The sequence below is a fragment of the Brevibacillus sp. RS1.1 genome, assembly GCF_013284365.1.
In the GTDB taxonomy this organism is placed as follows: Bacteria; Bacillota; Bacilli; order Brevibacillales; family Brevibacillaceae; genus Brevibacillus; species Brevibacillus brevis_D.
This window is the reverse complement of sequence record NZ_JABSVA010000001.1, coordinates 118019-136127: the sequence shown is the minus strand read 5'-3', so window position 1 is coordinate 136127 and position 18109 is coordinate 118019. Positions and strand designations below refer to the sequence as shown.

Below are 18109 nucleotides of genomic sequence, written 5' to 3'. Positions count from 1 at the left end.
CCATATAATATAAAGAGAGTAGGTGGCTGATAAAGGAGAGAGTAAACATGGGAATACATGGCGATGGCTGTAATTGTGGCCAAACTCAAGTTACGCAAAATAGCTGCACGGTAGAAAACGCCCGTGTGTTCGGAATGGCTTCAACCGATACCATTTTTCCTAAAACGATAAAAGTACCTGTAACGTTGGCAGAAACGGCTGTTGTCGTATGTGTAGAGGCTAACGTTCACTTGGAGAGGCCTGCACTGGAGATCATTCGGGTATTGAAGAGTGTCATTCTGGAGCAATGTGAGCTGGTTCCTACATTTAACCCGTTGTCTGCAAAGCTGTTCGTGAGTGGTTTCATTCGCAAAAATATCGAGTACACCACAGTCGACCAAGTAACAGGAACTGCTGTATGCGGTGATGTCCGACATACAACGGCTCTGATACCATTCGATTTCTGTACGGATCTGACCTTTCCGGCTACAGGACCGACTTTGCAACTGGCACCAGATTTCGAGTCACACGGAGAATATTTGAATAAATCAGGGCATGCGGCAAAGATTAACGTAGGTTTGTTCGGTAACCGAAAAGTTTACAACGAAAGACCGTATTGTGAATTGGTATTCACGGAATTCACCGAATTAGACATCGGTTTGGAAAATAAGCGGTGCAAAGACACAACCAAAACATTCTCGACCGTCCGTGAAAAAATCGTACTGCGTCTTGGTATAAAAGTTTTGCAGGATCAACAAGTTCCTATTCCAACACCACCACCGACACATCCTCCAAAACCGACATTTCCGCCACCTTGCAAACCGATATGTCCACCTAAGAAAAAATGGTAGCATAGCTGTAGGAAAAAAACATAGAAAAAGGGCAGATGAGACTACCAGTAGCGTTATACTTGCTGACTGGTAGTCTCATTTTGTTTAGGCAAACGATGCTTTTCGTCAAAAGCAGGTCAAAAATCAACGAAAATACAAATATCGATTCGTAATCAAAAACGATATGGATACTCTGCCATTCTGGCATATAATTGGGAGAGCAATCTCATACGAGGAGGATCTTTGCTGCGTGAAAATAAGCGAATTATCACAATTAACCAATGTCAGTACCCGGTCAATCCGCCATTATGAAGAGAAGGGCTTGCTACAGGCAGAACGACTGGAAAATGATTACCGTTATTTCAATGAATCGGCAGTCAACCGTGTCAAGATGATTCAACTGTACTTGAAGCTGGGCTTAACAGCAGATGAAATCAGATTGGTGTTCCGAGGGGAAGTGGCATCTCCCGACGATTACGAATATTGCGAGGAAATGCTGGCGATTTACGAACAAAAGCTCAGCAAAGTGAACGAACAGATTGAGGCACTCCAAGAGTGGAAAAAAACGCTGGAGAGGCAAATATCCATTACACGTGGAAAAAAGGTTACGAACTAGTACATAGTCACGGCCCCGAAGCGATCAGCTGCTCCGGGGCCGTCTTTTTACAAGGAATGCAAGTTTTGTCCGATGCCACCATCCACAGTTAGCCTCGCACCAGTCGTAAAAGTGGCGTCAAAAGCGAGGAAAAGCACCGCTCTCGCCACTTCTTCTGATGAACCATGACGTTTCATGGGTGTAACCTTGTCGCCAAGCTCCTGGAAGGTAACGCGTTCCGCATCTGTGAAACCGGCAACTCCCATGGAAGGTGTATCAATGAAACCAGGACTCACGACATTGACGCGAATGCCCTTGTCTAGCAACTCCACCGCAAAGCTGGAGGCCAAGGAACGCAATGCCGCTTTGGATGCACTATATACGCTCATGCCAGGATAGCCGCCTTCATCTGCTACGGAAGATGTAAATACGATCGAACCGCCTTCATGAATAAGTGGCGCCAATCGCTGAACGGTGAAAAATGCCCCTTTCGTATTTACCTCAAAAATTCGATCGTAGGTCTCTTCATTGACTTCCAAAAACGGTTCCAGAATGGAAGTGCCTGCATTTACATGGAGAAAATCGATCTTGCCAAAATGCTTTTCAACATACTCTCCGAATGCTTGCACATCCTTCATGCTCGATACATCAGACACCACAACATGTGCCCGTTCTCCCAGCTCACGTTTTGCTTCTTCCGCATTTTTCGGATTGCGACCAGAGACGATGACCTCGGCGCCGCCTGCCAGCAAAGCTTTTGCCACAGCCAAGCCCATACCATGTGTACCTCCAGTTACGACTGCTTTTTTCCCTGTATAGTTGTTGTTCATTTTTGTTCCTCCTTGAGTGGATGAGTTATCTTTCTGAATGTAGTCTAAACGTTCACGCTAATGTGAAGGTCAAGGGCTTATGGAGGAAAAAGAGGGGTTCACCTCTCCAAAATTTAGATAGTCGGTATACGGGAAAGAAAACCTGTTGTGTAATTTTTGAAAAGGAGTGTGTGGAATGAAAAACAGAAGCTTCACGAAGGGAGAAGGAGATTAATACTAGAGGTATATGTTGCAGCTCCTTGGGATCAATCAGCACCAAGATGTTACGGAAATTAGATGCAATAGACTATTACCATAATTATTTTCTCTTTAAAAATTGAATAAATTTTTTTAGACCTTGTGGTTGCTGTTTTCTATGTTTGATTAGAAAATCAATCTTGATTGTTTCAGACAGTTCTTTATATCGAATTAATTGTACTTCTGTTCGATTTTTTGCAACGTCTGCCGGTATTATACTGATACCAAGCCCATCTTGAACTGCTTGCAGAATAGATTCAAGTGAATCAAACTCCATGATAGTCGGATCATAAAAGTTATTCTCCTTGGAAAATTCTAATGTTTTGTTTCTATATATGCAATTTGGATCACTATTAACAATTAACGTTTGTTCATGCTTCTTTTCAAAATGACTATGTTGAGGTAAAACGAGTACGAGTTTCTCAAAATAACTATAAACGGTTTCGAACTGTGGGTAATTATATGCATCATTTATAAAAATACCATCAAGTTCTCCATAGGAAAGCATTTCCTGTAACTTTTTCTTATCATGTGTTTTTACTTTTACATCGATATTTTTATGTTCCCTTAAAAAAGAAGAAAATAGCTGAGGAATTCTAACTGCAGAGATCGTTTGGGATGCACCAATTGTTAAAGGTTCCCTCCATTTTTGGGGGTTAATTAATGACTTGGCTTCATCCATTAATTTTATAATTTGATTTGTATAATCTAATAAAACTTTTCCTTCCTCGGTCAATGTTACTCCTCTATTATTACGCACAAATAATCTAGCACCTAGTTCATCTTCTAAGCTCTTAATTCGCTGACTGACATTAGGTTGTACATAGCCCAATTTTTCTGCGGCTCTAGATACTGATTGCATTTCTGCAACATGTTTAAAAATCCACAAATCATGACTTTCCAAGAATAACATTCCTCTCATTGGTATCATTTAAAATGATACCTTCTTCATTATTCAGAATTATACTCCTCATATTAATAAAAGCATAATAGAACATATAAATTAGACAAAGTAAGGAGGATTTAGAGTGGAATTAAAAGATAAAGTAGTTATTATAACAGGCGGTGGTACTGGTATTGGTAGAGCAACCGCTTTGAAATTAGCTGCTGCTGGTGCAAAAGTTGTTATTAATTATAGCCGATCGGGAAAAGAAGCTGCCGAAGTCGTCAATGAAATTACACAGAAAGGGGGAACAGCATTTGCTTATAGAGCGAATGTAGCGATAGAAAACGAAGTGATCAATATGGTATCCCAAACTGTATCAACATTTGGGAAGGTCGATGGTTTAGTAAACAATGCGAGTATTACGGCTCAAATAGCTATGGATGACTTAGTCGCCGTAACAGATGAAGTGTGGGATTCCCTTCTCAATGTAAATGTAAAAGGGATGTTTCATTGCATAAAAGCTGTTGTCCCTTATATGAAAAAGCAACAATCGGGTGTAATTGTTAATATAGGAAGCGTTGCAGGAACGACCGGAATAGGCTCATCTATCCCATATGCAGCAACAAAATCAGCAATCCACACAATGACAAGGTCGTTAGCTATCGCATTAGCACCTTATATCAGAGTGAATTGTATATCTCCTGGTGCAGTTGATACAAGGTGGTGGTCTGGTCATGAAGAAAAGATGTATAAACTTACAGGCAATTTACCACTTAAGAGAATTTCAACACCTAATGATATTGCAGAGGCTATTCTTTTTCAACTGACTCAAGAATCTGTTACAGGCCAAGTTTTTACAATCGATAATGGTCAAACACTTTAAACATCTTCTACAAACAATCGAGGCATGAAAGGATATTAGGGCAGAAGGATGTAGACTGAACAGTAAAATCAAAACAGTGGTAGTCTTGGACGAGAAAATAAAGTCCTAGACTTACCACTGCTTTACTGAACATTCGATCTGGTAGCACCCTTCCATCGGGCATTCGTCTGTGATTCCATTTATGCTTTGGTCTCTTCTTCAAGGATAAGTGCGTGAACAATTCCTGGACCGTGAACGCCAATGGTTAAGTCGTTCTCAATATCGGCTGAACGGCTGGGACCGGAAATCAAGTGAACGCCCGCAGGCATTTTGACGTTATTCCATTTGTTGATTTCCTGTAGAGCTTCACCCATACGTGTTTTGATATTTTCAGTTCGAATGACAGCCATAAAAATGGTGGGCAGTAGGCTGAGAGAGCGGCCTTTTGACGCTGCCGAAGTCATTACGATTGTGCCAGTATGGGCAATAGCAAAATCTGCAATAGAAATCCCAATATCAGCATGCGCCGCTTTACTCAGCAAATCAGATTCTTCCTGTTTCCGCCATATCGTCATCTCTACACCATTAAATGGGCCGTCCTGGTGCATGCTTTGAAAAAGGGCGTGGTCTTCGTGAATGATTCGTTTTGCTTCAAAGGTTTGGACTACTTCAGCGATATATGAGCAAAGCGCTTCTGGAGAAGAAAAGCGTTTAGCGACACCACCAAGCATCCCCCAATTTTTAATAAATAGGTCTATTCTTTCATCAGAGCTGAGATGGTACATTTTCCAAAAGTCCGGAACACCGCGAACGGGTTGTGGGGGAGGAGTGGTCATCCGGCTTCTGCCTAACCGATTTGCGATCGTGTTGAAGAATTGTGCTTCTTTTTCACTGTGACTCATGTGTGTCCCCCCGTTTTTTCAGGATGTCGGCTAGACGATCTTTCATTTCCGGACCCATTTCTTGCAATTCAAACTGAAGTTCAGTATCAAGCGCTTTCCACGTATCCCGAAAGGAATGTTGGGCAAGTTTTGGTGCGTAACGATAGGTATTCCAACCCTTTAAAGGTCCGATTTTGGCTGTGATCACTCCACCTTTGACAAAAGGCTTTTGTCCCAGTTGGCTGATTCGCAGAATTCGATGGAACAGCCTGTGGTTGGAAGAAATAAATTTAAAGGCTTTCATTCCCAGTTGTTCCGCTTTCTTTGTCAAAGCTTCTTCCACATTTCGTCTACGCTGATAGACGAGCATATCATGCAGCGGTATTTTGACGGGACAGGCTTCATAGCAGGCCCCACATAGGCTGGATGCATTCGCCAATTCCTTGTCTTCATGCAGGAGAGGAGTCAGTACGGCGCCAATCGGACCACTGTACACCCAACCATACGCATGTCCGCCTACATGTCGATAGACAGGGCAAGCATTTAGACATGCTCCGCAGCGGATGCAGTTTAAAACCTCCTGAAATTCGGGATCTCCCAGCTGCTTAGAACGGCCGTTGTCAATAATTACTACGTGTAACTCCTCTGGTCCGTCGAAGTCATCTGAGCGGCGAGGCCCATTTATCAACGACATGTATACCGTCAGCTTTTGCCCTGTAGCGGCACGCGGCAGCAAGGTAGCCATTACTTCAAGGTCTTCCAAAGAGGGAATGATTCTTTCCATGCCCATGAAGGTGATCTGTGTTTTAGGAACCGTGCTTACCATGCGGGCATTTCCTTCATTGGAAAACAATGCAATGGAGCCTGTTTCCGCGATAGCAAAGTTGCATCCAGTCATCCCAATATCGGCCTCAAGGAATTTCTCCCGCAGCTTGGATCGGGCAAAGCCTGCCAGAACAGCAGTATCTGCTGGTAAGCGCTTTCCAGCCACGTTTGAAAATAGCTCTGCTACTTGCTCTTTGTTTTTGTGAATGGCGGGAATGATTATATGGGAGGGAGTCTCACCAGCGAGTTGAATAATATATTCTCCTAAGTCCGTTTCCACCACTTCGATTCCATGTTGTTCAAACACTTGATTAATATGCACTTCTTCAGAAAGCATCGATTTTGATTTGACAACGGATCGAGTATGCTTTTCTTTCACGATATTCATTGTGATTTCGATAGCTTCTTTGGCATCAGAGGCGAAATGTACATGCCCACCTGACGCTCGCACATTATTTACGAACAGCGACAGGTAGTAGTCTAAGTGTGCAATTGTATGCAGGCGAATCTGCCGTCCTTGTTCACGCCATTCTTCCCAGTTACCCAACTCGTCAGTTGCTGTAACTTTGTTTGTTCTTAGTCTTTCTGTTGTGAATTTTACGGCATTTCGTAAAAAATTATCGTTTAGTGCAGTTTGTGCGCGTTCATTTAAAGTTGCGGTTGAGGATGTTTTTACGTTCATACCCTCTCTTTCACCCCTTCATACAATAGCTCTGCCAGATGCATTACGCGAATCGGATGTCCAGCATGGTGTAAACGTCCGGAGATATTTGTTAGACAGCCCATATCAAGGCCCACCAGGACTTCTGCTTTGGTTTCCAGCACATGTTCTGCTTTTTCCGTAACCATCGCACCGGAGATGTCGGAGACCTTTATGGCAAAAGTTCCTCCGAATCCGCAGCAATCTTCCGCAAAAGGAAGGGGCACGAACTCCAAGCCTTTTACCTGGGAGAGCAGAATGTGAGGCTCGTCTTTGACGCCAAGTAAACGGCTGCCGTGGCAGGAGGGATGATAGGTGACGCGGTGGGGGAAGAGGGCACCGATATCCGTCACCCCGAGCACATGAACGAGAAACTGCGAGAACTCATAGCTTTTACCAATGAGATCATGGGCCATTGCCAGATATTTCGGATCTTCTTTAAATAGAGTAGGGTAGTGGTGATGAATCATCCCGATACACGAACCGGATGGAGCAACCACAAAATCGCTGTCTGCGAATGCATGAATAATTGTTTTTGCGCCTTCTCTAGCGGTATCCCAAAACCCGCTGTTAAAAGCTGGTTGGCCGCAACACACTTGCAGTTCGGGAAAATCCAGCTTGATGCCATATCTGGCGAGAAGTCGTGCCATTGCTTCGCCCACTTTAGGATAAAAAGCATCTGATAGACAAGTAATAAACATTGATACTTTCATTCATTCAGCTCCCTTTCGAATGTGTTAGCCATAATGATCTATAATCTATATGGTCATGATGTCATCTGATGACTTGGTTTAAAAGAAAATGTTTGATCTTAATCAAACATCTCTTTTTCTACGCCAAGTAGGTGGTAGAGCATGGATTCTTCGGCTCTTTTTGAATTTTTGTTGGCGATCGCCTTGAAAATTTCCTTGTGTTCAGCCAGGAGCCGTTCCGGATTTCCTTTCGTTTGAAACATTTTTTCGCGGCTTGCCTTTAATGCCTTGCTCATGGTTTCAGATATGGTTTGCATGATCGATTCCAGAACCGAGTTATGACAAGCTTTGGCGATTTCGTAATGAAATTTCCAGTCGGCCTTTTCTCCTAAATCTCCATTTGAAACTGCGGCTTCCATTTCTTTCAATGCATCCTCGATGCGTTGCAAATCTTCATTAGAACGTCTCTCGGCGGCCAGTTGAACGATTCCCGTCTCAATGATCTTCCGAACCTCCAAGAGTGACATGATGTCTTGTTCCGTGACAGGTTGAATCGGTTCAAATCCTGACAATACCTCATCTGGATTTAAGCGGGTGACAAAAGTACCTTCCCCCTGACGAATGGTCACAAGACCCATCGTTTTGAGTGCACTGATTGCCTCTCGCATGGTTGACTGACCGACTCCGAAAAGCTCGCTGAATTCGCGAAGAGAAGGCAGGCGATCTCCAGGTTTGTAAACTCCATTCATAATTTGATCTTTGATATAGTCGGATACTTCTTCGTACGTTTTACGTACTTTGAATTTTGGTATCGCTTTCATTCTGCATTCACCCGTTACTTTCTTAGGGTCATCTGATGAGTTCATACTAGCTGAATTGTCAGTTAGTTGTCAAGGCTGCATTCTTTCTGGCATTGGTTGCGAGTGGAAAAGGGAAATCATTCAACTTTTAAACTACCAGTTTCGAATATTCAAAAAATACTTGTCAAAAAAAACAGGGGTACATATAATGAGAACTGTCGAATAGAAGACATCAGATGACCATATCAGATGGTGACACTTTGACTGTCGGGTAAATATAAGTTCGTAAGGGGGATATCAAGCCATTTTAAAATTTCATTTCCGAAACCGCTTTCAAATGAAAAGAATAAAAAAGAGGTGGAAACCATGACATGGACGCAAGTTTTTACTCCTGTTGGGGGGAGTCTCGGAATCTCTGCGCTTGTTGCGCTTATTCCCATTCTTTATTTTTTCTGGGCGCTTGCGATCAAACGTATGAAAGGCTATATGGCAGGGCTGACCACTTTACTGATGGTGATCCTAGTTGCCGTATTGGTGTATCGCATGCCTGCGGGAATAGCGATAATGTCTTCGGTGCAAGGAGCCGTTTATGGTATTCTGCCCATCGGATGGATCATCATTTCCTCAGTATTTTTGTACAAGCTCACGGTGAAGACAGGGCAATTTGATATTATCCGCAGCTCTGTCTTATCGATCACGGAAGACCGCCGTCTGCAGGCGCTTCTTGTCGCCTTTTCTTTTGGAGCCTTTCTTGAAGGGGCTGCCGGTTTTGGCGCTCCTGTAGCGATTTCTGCTGCGCTTCTTGTCGGCTTGGGTTTTCATCCTTTGTATGCCGCGGGTCTTTGCCTAATTGCCAATACGGCACCCGTTGCTTTTGGCGCGATCGGAATTCCGATTATCGCCATGGAAGGTCCCACGGGCGTTCCAGCCATGGAAATATCCAAAATGGTCGGCCGCCAGCTGCCTATCCTATCTGTTTTTGTTCCCTTCTATCTGGTTGTGATCATGTCTGGATTTAAAAAGGCTCTTGAAGTGCTTCCAGCGATCCTAGTTTCCGGCATTTCTTTCTCCTTGACACAATACGTCACATCCAATTTTATGGGGCCGGAGCTTCCTGACATTTTATCTGCACTGGTTTCTTTGGTTGCGTTAACCTTGTTCTTAAAAGTTTGGAAACCGAAAACGATTTTCCGTTTTGCCTCGGAACAAGCAGCTACCGCAGAAGTAGCAGCCGCTTCACAAGCGATCAAGAACAGCAAAGCTCCCTTTACAACCGGACAAATATTCAAGGCATGGTCTCCCTTCCTGGTATTGACCGCCTTTATCTCTATCTGGGGGATTCCGACTGTGAAAAAAGCGCTGGTCGGCAAATATGAAGGGGCTAATCTTTTATTTAACTGTCTCAATCCCATTGGCAAAGCTTTAAGCTTCACGCCTGAGGTCCCTGGTCTGCATAACCTGATTATCGATGTGAATGGAAAACCGATTGCTGCTCTCTTCAAATTGGAAGTATTGGCAGCAGCCGGAACAGCGATATTGCTTGCTGCCATCGTAACCAAATTTATCGTCAGCATCTCTTGGAGAGATTGGCTTGCCACTTTTGGCGAGACATTGAACGAGCTGAAATTTCCGCTGCTCACGATTGCGTCTGTTGTCGGTTTTGCCTATGTTGCAAACGCTTCCGGAATGAGTACCACACTGGGGATGGCGTTGGCAGGCACGGGGATGTTATTCCCGTTCTTCTCTCCGTTCCTTGGCTGGTTAGGGGTGTTTATTACTGGCTCAGATACTTCTTCCAACCTGCTGTTTGGAAATCTGCAAAAAGTCACAGCAACTTCAGTGGGAATGGAACCTGTTTTGGCCCTTGCAGCCAATACGAGCGGTGGTGTAGCGGGTAAAATGATTTCGCCGCAGTCGATTGCCGTTGCCTGTGCTGCGGTAGGACTCGCCGGAAAAGAATCTGATTTATTCCGCTTTACAGTGAAACACAGTCTACTCTTGGTTGTAATAATCGGTATTATCACGTATTTGCAGTCCAATTTACTGTCATGGATGGTTCCATAAAAAACAGCGGGTGCTGAAATAGCACTCGCTGTTTTTTTATCCGTTCCAAACCATTTATGACCGTTGTTCAGGCACAGTGCTTTCCTGAGGGCGTTGTCAAAGTCCACGCAATCGGCTTTTACTTAATCGGCAAACTGTTCATGAGCTTGGTTGAAGTCGGTAATGTTCGCGTACCGTGGCACTTCCTTCAGATTTATTCCTTGGGTGCTCTGTTGTAGGCCCGATAAGGCTCGACTGCCTCGTCACTCGCCATGTCGGCAACTGCGCGGTACAGATTCGGGGGATATTCGGCGATCCGGTGGCACAGGTATAAAAACCATTCACGACCATAGGTTACGTAGATGCGAACCGGATAGCCAGCAGATTGCAGCTTTTCGCTAAGCTCCGGACGAATGCCGTAAAGCATTTCGAACTCGGCGCTCCCGGAATCGAGCAGCCCGAGGTGGATTGCCTCGTTGATTATACGCTCATCATGTGTCGCGATTGATACGCGATGTCCTCGGTGGATGGCGTCTTGCACCAGCGTCAGATAACGCTCGTCCAGTTCTGATGATCGGGACAGCGCATGCGTCGCTGGTTCTTGGTAAGCTCCTTTGACAATCCGAATGAGGCGAGGCGAATCACTTAAGACAGCCAAATCCATCGGTGTGCGGTGTAAATGCGCCTGCAGCGTTATGCCGATATTCGGATAGTGGGCAACGGCCTTCTGATAAGTGTCCAGAATAAGATCCGTCTTTGCGGATTCCTCCATGCTCACAAACAGTTCTACGTTAGCTGTCCTTGCTTCATCGGCCATTTCCATCAACTGACGGTAAGCAAGATCCTTCTTCACCGACAGGCCGATATGCGACAGGTCGAAGGAAACACGGTCACCGATTTCACCCAACTCGCAAATGAGTGATTTCATCTCTTCTGCAGCTGCCTGACACCTCTTTACATCCAGCGTGTTTTCGCCTATATATTCCAACGATATTTTGTACCCCATGTCGGCGAGCCTGCGTGCAGCTGCAAGCCCGTCTTGACGGTTTTCGCCTGCCACGTACTGTCCAGCCGCACGCCGCAACAGCCGATTCAGCCAGGGTGTCAGCTCTACATAAGACTTGATCTCCTGGCGTCTGGCCACATTTTTTAGGGTATCAGTCAATCTTTGCTCCCAGTCAAATTCATGGTTCATAAGTAGTCTCTCCCTTCTTCATTGCACCTGAGTATACAAGGGAACAGGGGAGAGCGTATTGTAATTTATTGCTCTTTTTTAACGAGATAAAGCATATCGCTGGGGGGGAACACCGACAATCCTGGCGAAGGCCCTTGAAAAATGGCTCTGGTCGTAGAAGCCTGTTTCCACGGCAATATCTGCAATCGGCCGTTTTTTAGCAAGCTCGACCTTGGCGTGATTGATCCGGAGCAGGTTCTGGTAAGCATGAGGAGGCATATGTGTTCCTTTCTTGAACAGTCGGATGAGATGAAATCTGCTAATCCCTAAAGCCTTCTCCAACTCCTCAAGTGTGACCCGTTCAGTATAGTGAGCGTGCAGATACTCTCGAATTCGTCCGATATACTTTAGCTCTTGCCTGTTGCGGGATGAATGCTCTGAATCGAGTGTATTCCAGTTAACGAGGGCATGTATCAATTCAATGACCAGGGTTTCAATTACCAGCGGTTCGTCTGCTACTGTGAGAGATTCCATCACCCGGTTGATCAGATGGCGGCAATATTGATTTTTATCTCCTTCTAGTAAAAATGGGATGTGAAGTTGTTCCAGTTCTCTTCGCTCCAACTGTTTCAGCCAATCCTGCTTGATGAACAACATCTTGTATCTCCATACTGTGAGGGACGCTGGATGACAGGCGTGCAGCATGTACGGCGGAAAACTGATCACTCTGCCAGCCTCAACCTGATGCATTGTTCCGTCGCACCAAGCGCTCGTTTCTCCTTCATCAATCGATCCTATCGAATATTCCTCATGAAAATGCTTCTGGTATGTCAAATCACTCTTCGTACATTGTTTTGCTTCAAGGAAAGGCAAAGCTTCGTTTCGGTAAAAGGTTACATCTGGCATGGTATGGCTCCTCTCCCTAATGTTCTGAGAAGAATAAATAGTTTTTGTGTCCGTTCTTACCTGAAATTCTTTCAATTATAATAGTACTTCTCTGTCAAAGACAATTACACGCTCATCGGAACTGGTTGCACCGGATCGCATATAACCATTGTGTCAATGAACTGCGGCGCCGAAAGAAGACCGAGAGAGTGGAGATCAGCGAGATTTGAGACATCCCCGTTAACCTGGTTCAAGTCCGTCTCCATCGTGCCAGAAAAAAATTGGAAGTGCCCGATTCAACTCCGAGAAAAATAACGAGTATGCTACTGCAGGCTGGCACCCCTGTCGGAAATGCTTAGACAAAGGAGAAACCCCACATTTGTTGGGGTTTCTTACAGTATTGCTTCTTAATCTCACTTTTCTAAAAGAAAATAGAAAGTATTTTAACTACATGCATCTTCTTTGTTACGACTAGATATTGTCTAAATGGAGAGATGCTTATGGATAGTTATAGAGGATGAGGTAGGGCTTGCAACCCGCAACTCAAGAAAACAGTGGGAGGTAGCGAAAGCCGTTCTGTTCTTAACCAGCAAAGATGCTTCTTTCATTACAGGCCTCAGTTTGATGTTTGTTGGTAGATGGGGGATACACTGCCGTTTAAAATACTGAAAATGTGGCTGTTCTCTTGTCCCGCTATGCTTCATCATATAGCAAGAACGAAAACGGCAGAGACGCCGTTTTTTACTTTGAATAAAACTCACTGGCTCATCAACCGGGAATCCTTTGGCAAGAGTAACGCGAGTATGCCAATCAACGGCAAGTACGCGCATAGTTGGATGACGAAGGCCACCCCGGTCTGGTCAATCAACCAGCCGAGCACAACCGAGCCAAGTCCGGCCATGCCGAACGAAAGACCGAAAAACAAACCTGCGATCGTCCCCACCTTGCCTGGAAGCATTTCCTGGGCATATACGATGATGACGGAAAAACCCGACATAAGAATGGCTCCAATCGCCAGGCACAGAAAAACAGAAGCGACCGGACCAGCGTAAGGCAGCCACAAAGAAAACGGTGCCGTTCCGAGAATCGAAAACCAGATGATCTTTTTTCGACCGAAACGATCTGCGAGCGGGCCTCCGAGCAAAGTACCCAACATTCCCGAAAATTGCAGGGCGAACAAGGACATCTGGGCGCTTTCCATCGGCAGCTGATAACGTTCCATGTAATAAAACGAATAGAACCCTGTCATGCCCGCCAGATAAACGAACTTGGAAAACAGCAACATGATCAACGTACCCAGAACGAAAAATACGAAAACCTTGGGTCTCGTAAAATCACTTTCCCCAGAGGAGCGCCTCTCCGGCCTGTTCTGTAAATGGATTTGGCCGGTGTACCATCTGCTTACATACCGCTGAACCACGATGCCAATGAGGGCAAGCAACGTAAACCACAGAAACCCCAGCTGTCCCTGCGGCGAAATGATAAATGCCGCCATTAGCGGGGCAAGAGCCTGTCCGGTGTTACCGCCAACCTGAAAGATCGATTGCGCGAGTCCTTTGCTGTTGCCTGCGGCAAGGTGTGCCACGCGGGATGATTCCGGGTGAAGCACAGAAGAGCCGACGCCTATGAATGCAGCGGAAACAATCAGCATCCATAAAACAGACGAGAAAGCAAGACCAATCATGCCAAGCAACGTGAAGACCATGCCCAAGGGCAGCAATGCCGGCATTGGTTTGCGGTCTGTATAAGAGCCGATCAGTGGCTGAAGTACCGATGCCGTCAGGTTAAGAGTAAACGCGACCCACCCAATTTGGGTAAAGCTGAGCTGCATCGATTTTTGAAAAATAGGAAATGCGGCAGGCACAATATTCTGCATTGCGTCATTAAGCAAATGTGCCATGCTGACTCCCAGTAGTATGAAGTTGGCGGTTTGTCTGGCCGTTCCAACTGTCGCAGGTTGAGACATTCATTTCACCTCTTTCTTTTTTCCTATCTTAACGATGGGCTGAAGAGCTTGTCGCCGTGATTATTGCTTTGAAATTGTGCAATAATTGCTATAATGAAAAAAGGTGAGAATTATATGATTATTAAAGTCTCAACGCCGCATCTGGAACTATGGCAGATCGAAGGGGAATTCTCCAATCATCCGCATATTCACGAGAACGAGCTCCAAATTACGATTCCGATATTTGGTCATTGCCAGTTCACGCTAGTAAATCGCCATTACAGGCTAGTGGACGGTGGTGGACTAGTGCAGCATCCAAAGGAGCAGCATTCTTTCGAGATCGGGTCGCAGTCGGGCGTACTCATTTTTAAAGTCAACCAAAACAGCTTGAAGGAGCTAACCGGACAAGAAGAATTTGAATTTGCGGTGCTGCAGAAATTCGACCCCAAATTTATGCGAGAGAAGTTCCGCAATTGGACGAACGCGCTTCTCACTTGCGACACAGCAGATCGGCTTGCACAGGAAGAATTGGAGTCGCAGGTGCTTTTTTACTTACTCGGCGCTTTAGCTGGCAACCACAAAAACGATCCCAATCCCACCGTGAGGATACCCGCGCACTATTCCGATCCGCAATTGGGAAAGGTTCTGGAATATATTCATGAGAACTATCGGAATGATATCCGGGTTGATACGCTTGCTTTCATGGCCCTGCAAAGCCGATATCATTTTATACGGTCCTTTAAAGCGATGATGGGTGTCACACCATATCAGTACGTACTCCTGCTGCGAATGGAGGAGGCTAAAAGGCTTCTGAAAAGATCGATCCATTCGGTGACGAAGATTAGCTTCAGCCTCGGTTTTTCAAGCGTCAGCCAATTTCAAAGGACGTTTGTCAAAACGGTAGGCATGACACCTACGCAATTCCGGAACTTCAGCAATTGAAGAAGGAAAGAGTGAGTCTTTAGGGCATCCACCGGTTGAAAACTGGTTCATTCGCTCCGATTGGCTCCTGACTAAGTTCAAACCTTGACGGAAGATTCCAATCCCTTTTTATAATCTAACCAGTTAGTTATATTTTAATGAACGAGGTTCAACATGACAGAAAGAAAGAAAAAGACGTATGACGCTGCCAGAACTAAGGAAATGATCCTTAACGCCGCGGAAGAATTGTTTGCTGTGCATGGGTTTTCTGCGACCCGAATTGCGAATTGATACGATTGCAAGTGTAGCTGGATATAACAAAAGTCTCATTTATCAATGATACTTATTCATGTAACAGATTCCGAGATTTTGTCGACGCACCGGATGAGAAAAGTCCTGGCGGAGGAAGAGGCGAATCTCTATTCGTTTGACCAAGACTCATGGGTGAATGGAGTGGGGTATGATCAGTTGGATCTCGAACAGCATCTGCTGCTCTTCCAATTGCTACGCAACAGTATGTTGCCAATTTTGACCAATCTGACAATACAACAGAGCGAGCGAGTAGGGGTGTATCCCGATCGAGCGCGGTTCACTTTCAAAGAATTGCTGGAATATCGCATCCAGCATGTGCGCGTTCACCTTGCCCAGATTGAGCGTGTGAGAGAGGAGTATCGACAGAGATAACCCCACGCCAGTTTGAGAACGTGGGGGCAAAAATGAATAGGAGTTGGTAATCTCCTATATTTGGGAAATCTCATAATTGAGTGTGTAAGCTATATCGTCGTTGGACTCTTTCACAGGATGAAATCCTAAGCCCCAATGGTTATCTATGTTCCATGTATGAATAAAACCAGGTAATTCGTCATCACTAACCGTATCAATTTCGTTTCCATAAACCTCGATATGAATGATTGAGTTATCAGGAACATCAAGATCATGACTGATATCAATGGCGTACGGTGTATTTTGTGCTTTTAGATTTTTTGTCCAGGAAAAGATGGATCCATTAATGATAAAATTCCATTTTGTTTCTAACGTACTGTCAAATGCTCCATCATCAGATCTGTGAACGACTATGCTTTTAAACGTAACACGAAATTTACCCATTCCTCATTCTCCCTCAGAACAAAAGTTTTTTGATTGTGTCGGAACACAATTCTAAATTTATTCAGGTTTAGTGGGTATATTACTCTTGGCGAAATAATAAATCATTGTGAAAAAAATCTAAAAAATCGGGGAGTATCAATACATGGTTGCAGTATAAAATAACGAAACTAAACATTCAGAGGAGCACTCTATCATGCGATTTTTCGTTTGATAAGGGTTGCTCTTTTTTTGCTTGGTGAGGTGATCGCCAGACCCATACTTAATCTGGTTGGGTGTAAGAAGCCAATTAAACGGCTTTGGACGAGTTCACTTACAAAAGATAGTGTAATGAATCTTTTCAAAGATGTTGCCTGAATATGCAAAACACCCTTTATTTTATGAAGCGCAAGCTCGAGCGCAGGCCGATTGGTTAATCGGATTAAAATGCTATAGGAACTTTTCAGTACCTATAGCACAAAAAAGTACGTACTTTTGATTAGATTTGTTATGGATCATAATAACACTTGCCGGTAAGGGGGAAAACGAAATCCGGTTGTTGCCCTGTTTTATATGTTTATTTTGAAAGCAGTTGTGTTTTTTCTCTTAACGTTCACTGCTCCATTTAAAGCTATTGGGTTAATTTCGATTATTTTGATGGGGTTACATCATTTTATTACGTGCCTGGACGTTGTGATCTTGGCTGAACGCTTTACTCAGGTGGGGTGATCACTGATTCCATCGGACTTATTCAAGCTTGGATAGGTGGTTTGATGGTTGTAGGAGCCGATATCCGTACAGGTTGGAGTATGGCTTTAGAACGAAAAGATCAAAGAAATCCGGTATAAAATCCATGAGGTGATAGATATGAGTACAGCATCCTTTGATGAAATGATGAAAAAGATAATAAATGATGAGGAAACGCTGCAATTCACATCATTTACGAATGAAGACGCTCTCCAATTGGGTTTGTTGATTGTTGATATGGCCAAACAAGAGGAAAAACAGATCGCTGTAGATGTAACAAAAAATGGTGTGCAATTGTTTCACTTTAAGATGACAGGCACATCTCAGGTAAATACGGAATGGATCCAACGCAAAAATCGAGTTGTAGCCCTGCATGATCACAGTTCCTATTATTTGCAAAGACAAAGTGAAATAACTGGAATTCCTCATCACGAATCAATTCGAGTGGATGCCTCTAAATACGCGGCATATGGGGGAGCTTTTCCCATCATGGTGAAAGGCGTTGGGATCATCGGGACCATAACGGTATCAGGACTAACTCCCGAAGAAGATCATGAATTGGTTACAAAAGCAATCAGCTCTTATTTAAACAGATAATTAGAAGAGTAATCTTCTGATTTAAGGGGGTGGTTCAAGCTTATAAAAACATTCGTTCGGATATATTTAAGTAACCTGCTCCTTTTTATCAAATAATCAAGGATGTGTATGAAATGCCATTCATTGTACTAAATACATGGCCAGCTATGTCGAAAGATATGAAAAAAGAATTCATTGCACAGACAACAGAGTTAACAACAAACGAATTAAAGATCGTGCCGGATAAAATTCAAGTGTTGATACATGAACTTGAAAAAGAAAACTGGGGGAAGGCAGGCGCTTCCGCAACGGATCATGACTTTGCTCTTAAGAGCCGGCGTATCAATTGGGTTACAGAAGAGTCTTATCACACAGATGACGCGGAAATAAATGGTATGGCTGTCGTTACAGTTGATATTTGGAATACGTTTGACCAGGTAACGAAAGATAAATATGTAAATGACCTGACTCACCTCACTATGAAATTCACCCGTGCACCTTTGGATAAAGTTTTGATCCTTATTCGAGAAATGGTACCAGGTAATTGGGGGCAAAGTGGTGTGACAGGAGCAGATAAAGATTTTCTTTCAAAAAGTCGACAATTGTAAACAGTTTTCA

Annotated in this window: 18 protein-coding genes and 1 pseudogene; 9 read left to right on the top strand and 10 right to left on the bottom strand. The window is 44.2% G+C overall.

Annotation, left to right across the window (positions count from 1 at the left end):
• Window positions 1-47 precede the first annotated feature (47 nt).
• Window positions 48-830 (top strand): CsxC family protein, encoded by a 783-nt coding sequence (locus tag HP570_RS00485; RefSeq protein ID WP_142496854.1) that lies wholly within the window; start codon window positions 48-50, stop codon window positions 828-830.
• 229 nt (window positions 831-1059) lie between these two features.
• Window positions 1060-1425 carry a MerR family transcriptional regulator gene (locus tag HP570_RS00480; protein WP_173624580.1) on the top strand — a complete coding sequence of 122 codons (366 nt, stop codon included), beginning with the start codon at window positions 1060-1062 and terminating at the stop codon, window positions 1423-1425.
• A 47-nt stretch (window positions 1426-1472) separates the two neighbouring features.
• Here the strand turns inward: HP570_RS00480 and HP570_RS00475 are convergent, their stop codons facing one another.
• Window positions 1473-2234, bottom strand: a complete 762-nt coding sequence (locus tag HP570_RS00475) for an SDR family oxidoreductase (protein ID WP_173624579.1) — start codon at window positions 2232-2234, stop codon at window positions 1473-1475.
• A gap of 298 nt (window positions 2235-2532) precedes the next feature.
• Window positions 2533-3375 carry a LysR family transcriptional regulator gene (locus HP570_RS00470; protein WP_173624578.1) on the bottom strand — a complete coding sequence of 281 codons (843 nt, stop codon included), beginning with the start codon at window positions 3373-3375 and terminating at the stop codon, window positions 2533-2535.
• 124 nt (window positions 3376-3499) lie between these two features.
• Between HP570_RS00470 and HP570_RS00465 the strand changes: the two genes are divergently transcribed.
• Window positions 3500-4240 carry an SDR family NAD(P)-dependent oxidoreductase gene (locus HP570_RS00465; protein ID WP_173624577.1) on the top strand — a complete coding sequence of 247 codons (741 nt, stop codon included), beginning with the start codon at window positions 3500-3502 and terminating at the stop codon, window positions 4238-4240.
• A gap of 179 nt (window positions 4241-4419) precedes the next feature.
• On the opposite strand, the gene HP570_RS00460 is transcribed toward HP570_RS00465, so the two are convergent.
• From HP570_RS00460 to HP570_RS00445, 4 genes are all read right to left on the bottom strand, one after another.
• A complete protein-coding gene (locus tag HP570_RS00460; RefSeq protein WP_173624576.1) occupies window positions 4420-5121 on the bottom strand; it encodes a LutC/YkgG family protein in 702 nt (233 codons plus the stop codon).
• Window positions 5108-6607 carry a LutB/LldF family L-lactate oxidation iron-sulfur protein gene (locus tag HP570_RS00455; RefSeq protein WP_173624575.1) on the bottom strand — a complete coding sequence of 500 codons (1500 nt, stop codon included), beginning with the start codon at window positions 6605-6607 and terminating at the stop codon, window positions 5108-5110. Before HP570_RS00455 ends, HP570_RS00460 begins: the two co-directional genes overlap by 14 nt.
• Window positions 6604-7338 carry a (Fe-S)-binding protein gene (locus tag HP570_RS00450; protein WP_015891347.1) on the bottom strand — a complete coding sequence of 245 codons (735 nt, stop codon included), beginning with the start codon at window positions 7336-7338 and terminating at the stop codon, window positions 6604-6606. Before HP570_RS00450 ends, HP570_RS00455 begins: the two co-directional genes overlap by 4 nt.
• Window positions 7339-7436: 98 nt before the next feature.
• Window positions 7437-8138 (bottom strand): FadR/GntR family transcriptional regulator, encoded by a 702-nt coding sequence (locus tag HP570_RS00445; RefSeq protein WP_173624574.1) that lies wholly within the window; start codon window positions 8136-8138, stop codon window positions 7437-7439.
• Between the two features lie 345 nt (window positions 8139-8483).
• On the opposite strand from HP570_RS00445, the gene HP570_RS00440 reads away from it, so the two are divergent.
• On the top strand, window positions 8484-10181 hold the full coding sequence (locus HP570_RS00440; protein ID WP_015891345.1) for an L-lactate permease: 1698 nt from the start codon (window positions 8484-8486) through the stop codon (window positions 10179-10181).
• 193 nt (window positions 10182-10374) lie between these two features.
• On the opposite strand, the gene HP570_RS00435 is transcribed toward HP570_RS00440, so the two are convergent.
• From HP570_RS00435 to HP570_RS00425, 3 genes are all read right to left on the bottom strand, one after another.
• Entirely contained in the window at window positions 10375-11355 is a 981-nt protein-coding gene (locus tag HP570_RS00435) for a proline dehydrogenase family protein (protein ID WP_173624573.1), read from the bottom strand.
• Between the two features lie 78 nt (window positions 11356-11433).
• Window positions 11434-12240: an AraC family transcriptional regulator gene (locus HP570_RS00430; RefSeq protein ID WP_173624572.1), complete on the bottom strand. Its 807-nt coding sequence runs from the start codon at window positions 12238-12240 to the stop codon at window positions 11434-11436.
• A gap of 736 nt (window positions 12241-12976) precedes the next feature.
• Window positions 12977-14185, bottom strand: coding sequence for an MFS transporter (locus HP570_RS00425; protein ID WP_173624571.1), 1209 nt, complete (start codon window positions 14183-14185; stop codon window positions 12977-12979).
• Window positions 14186-14299: 114 nt separating this feature from the next.
• On the opposite strand from HP570_RS00425, the gene HP570_RS00420 reads away from it, so the two are divergent.
• Together HP570_RS00420 and HP570_RS00415 are read left to right on the top strand one after the other, a co-directional pair.
• Window positions 14300-15106, top strand: a complete 807-nt coding sequence (locus HP570_RS00420) for a helix-turn-helix domain-containing protein (protein ID WP_173624570.1) — start codon at window positions 14300-14302, stop codon at window positions 15104-15106.
• 315 nt (window positions 15107-15421) lie between these two features.
• Window positions 15422-15769 carry a DinB family protein gene (locus tag HP570_RS00415; RefSeq protein WP_375138850.1) on the top strand — a complete coding sequence of 116 codons (348 nt, stop codon included), beginning with the start codon at window positions 15422-15424 and terminating at the stop codon, window positions 15767-15769.
• Between the two features lie 54 nt (window positions 15770-15823).
• On the opposite strand, the gene HP570_RS00410 is transcribed toward HP570_RS00415, so the two are convergent.
• Window positions 15824-16192 carry a hypothetical protein gene (locus HP570_RS00410; RefSeq protein ID WP_173624569.1) on the bottom strand — a complete coding sequence of 123 codons (369 nt, stop codon included), beginning with the start codon at window positions 16190-16192 and terminating at the stop codon, window positions 15824-15826.
• A 513-nt stretch (window positions 16193-16705) separates the two neighbouring features.
• Here HP570_RS00410 and HP570_RS29395 point away from each other — a divergent pair.
• From HP570_RS29395 to HP570_RS00400, 3 genes and pseudogenes are all read left to right on the top strand, one after another.
• Window positions 16706-17016 (top strand): annotated as a pseudogene (locus HP570_RS29395) (MFS transporter); the annotation flags it as partial.
• Window positions 17017-17035: 19 nt separating this feature from the next.
• The gene (locus HP570_RS00405; protein WP_173624568.1) at window positions 17036-17512 is read left to right on the top strand and encodes a heme-degrading domain-containing protein; all 477 of its coding nucleotides are present in this window, start codon (window positions 17036-17038) and stop codon (window positions 17510-17512) included.
• 113 nt (window positions 17513-17625) lie between these two features.
• A complete protein-coding gene (locus HP570_RS00400) occupies window positions 17626-18099 on the top strand; it encodes a tautomerase family protein (RefSeq protein WP_173624567.1) in 474 nt (157 codons plus the stop codon).
• Window positions 18100-18109 lie beyond the last annotated feature (10 nt).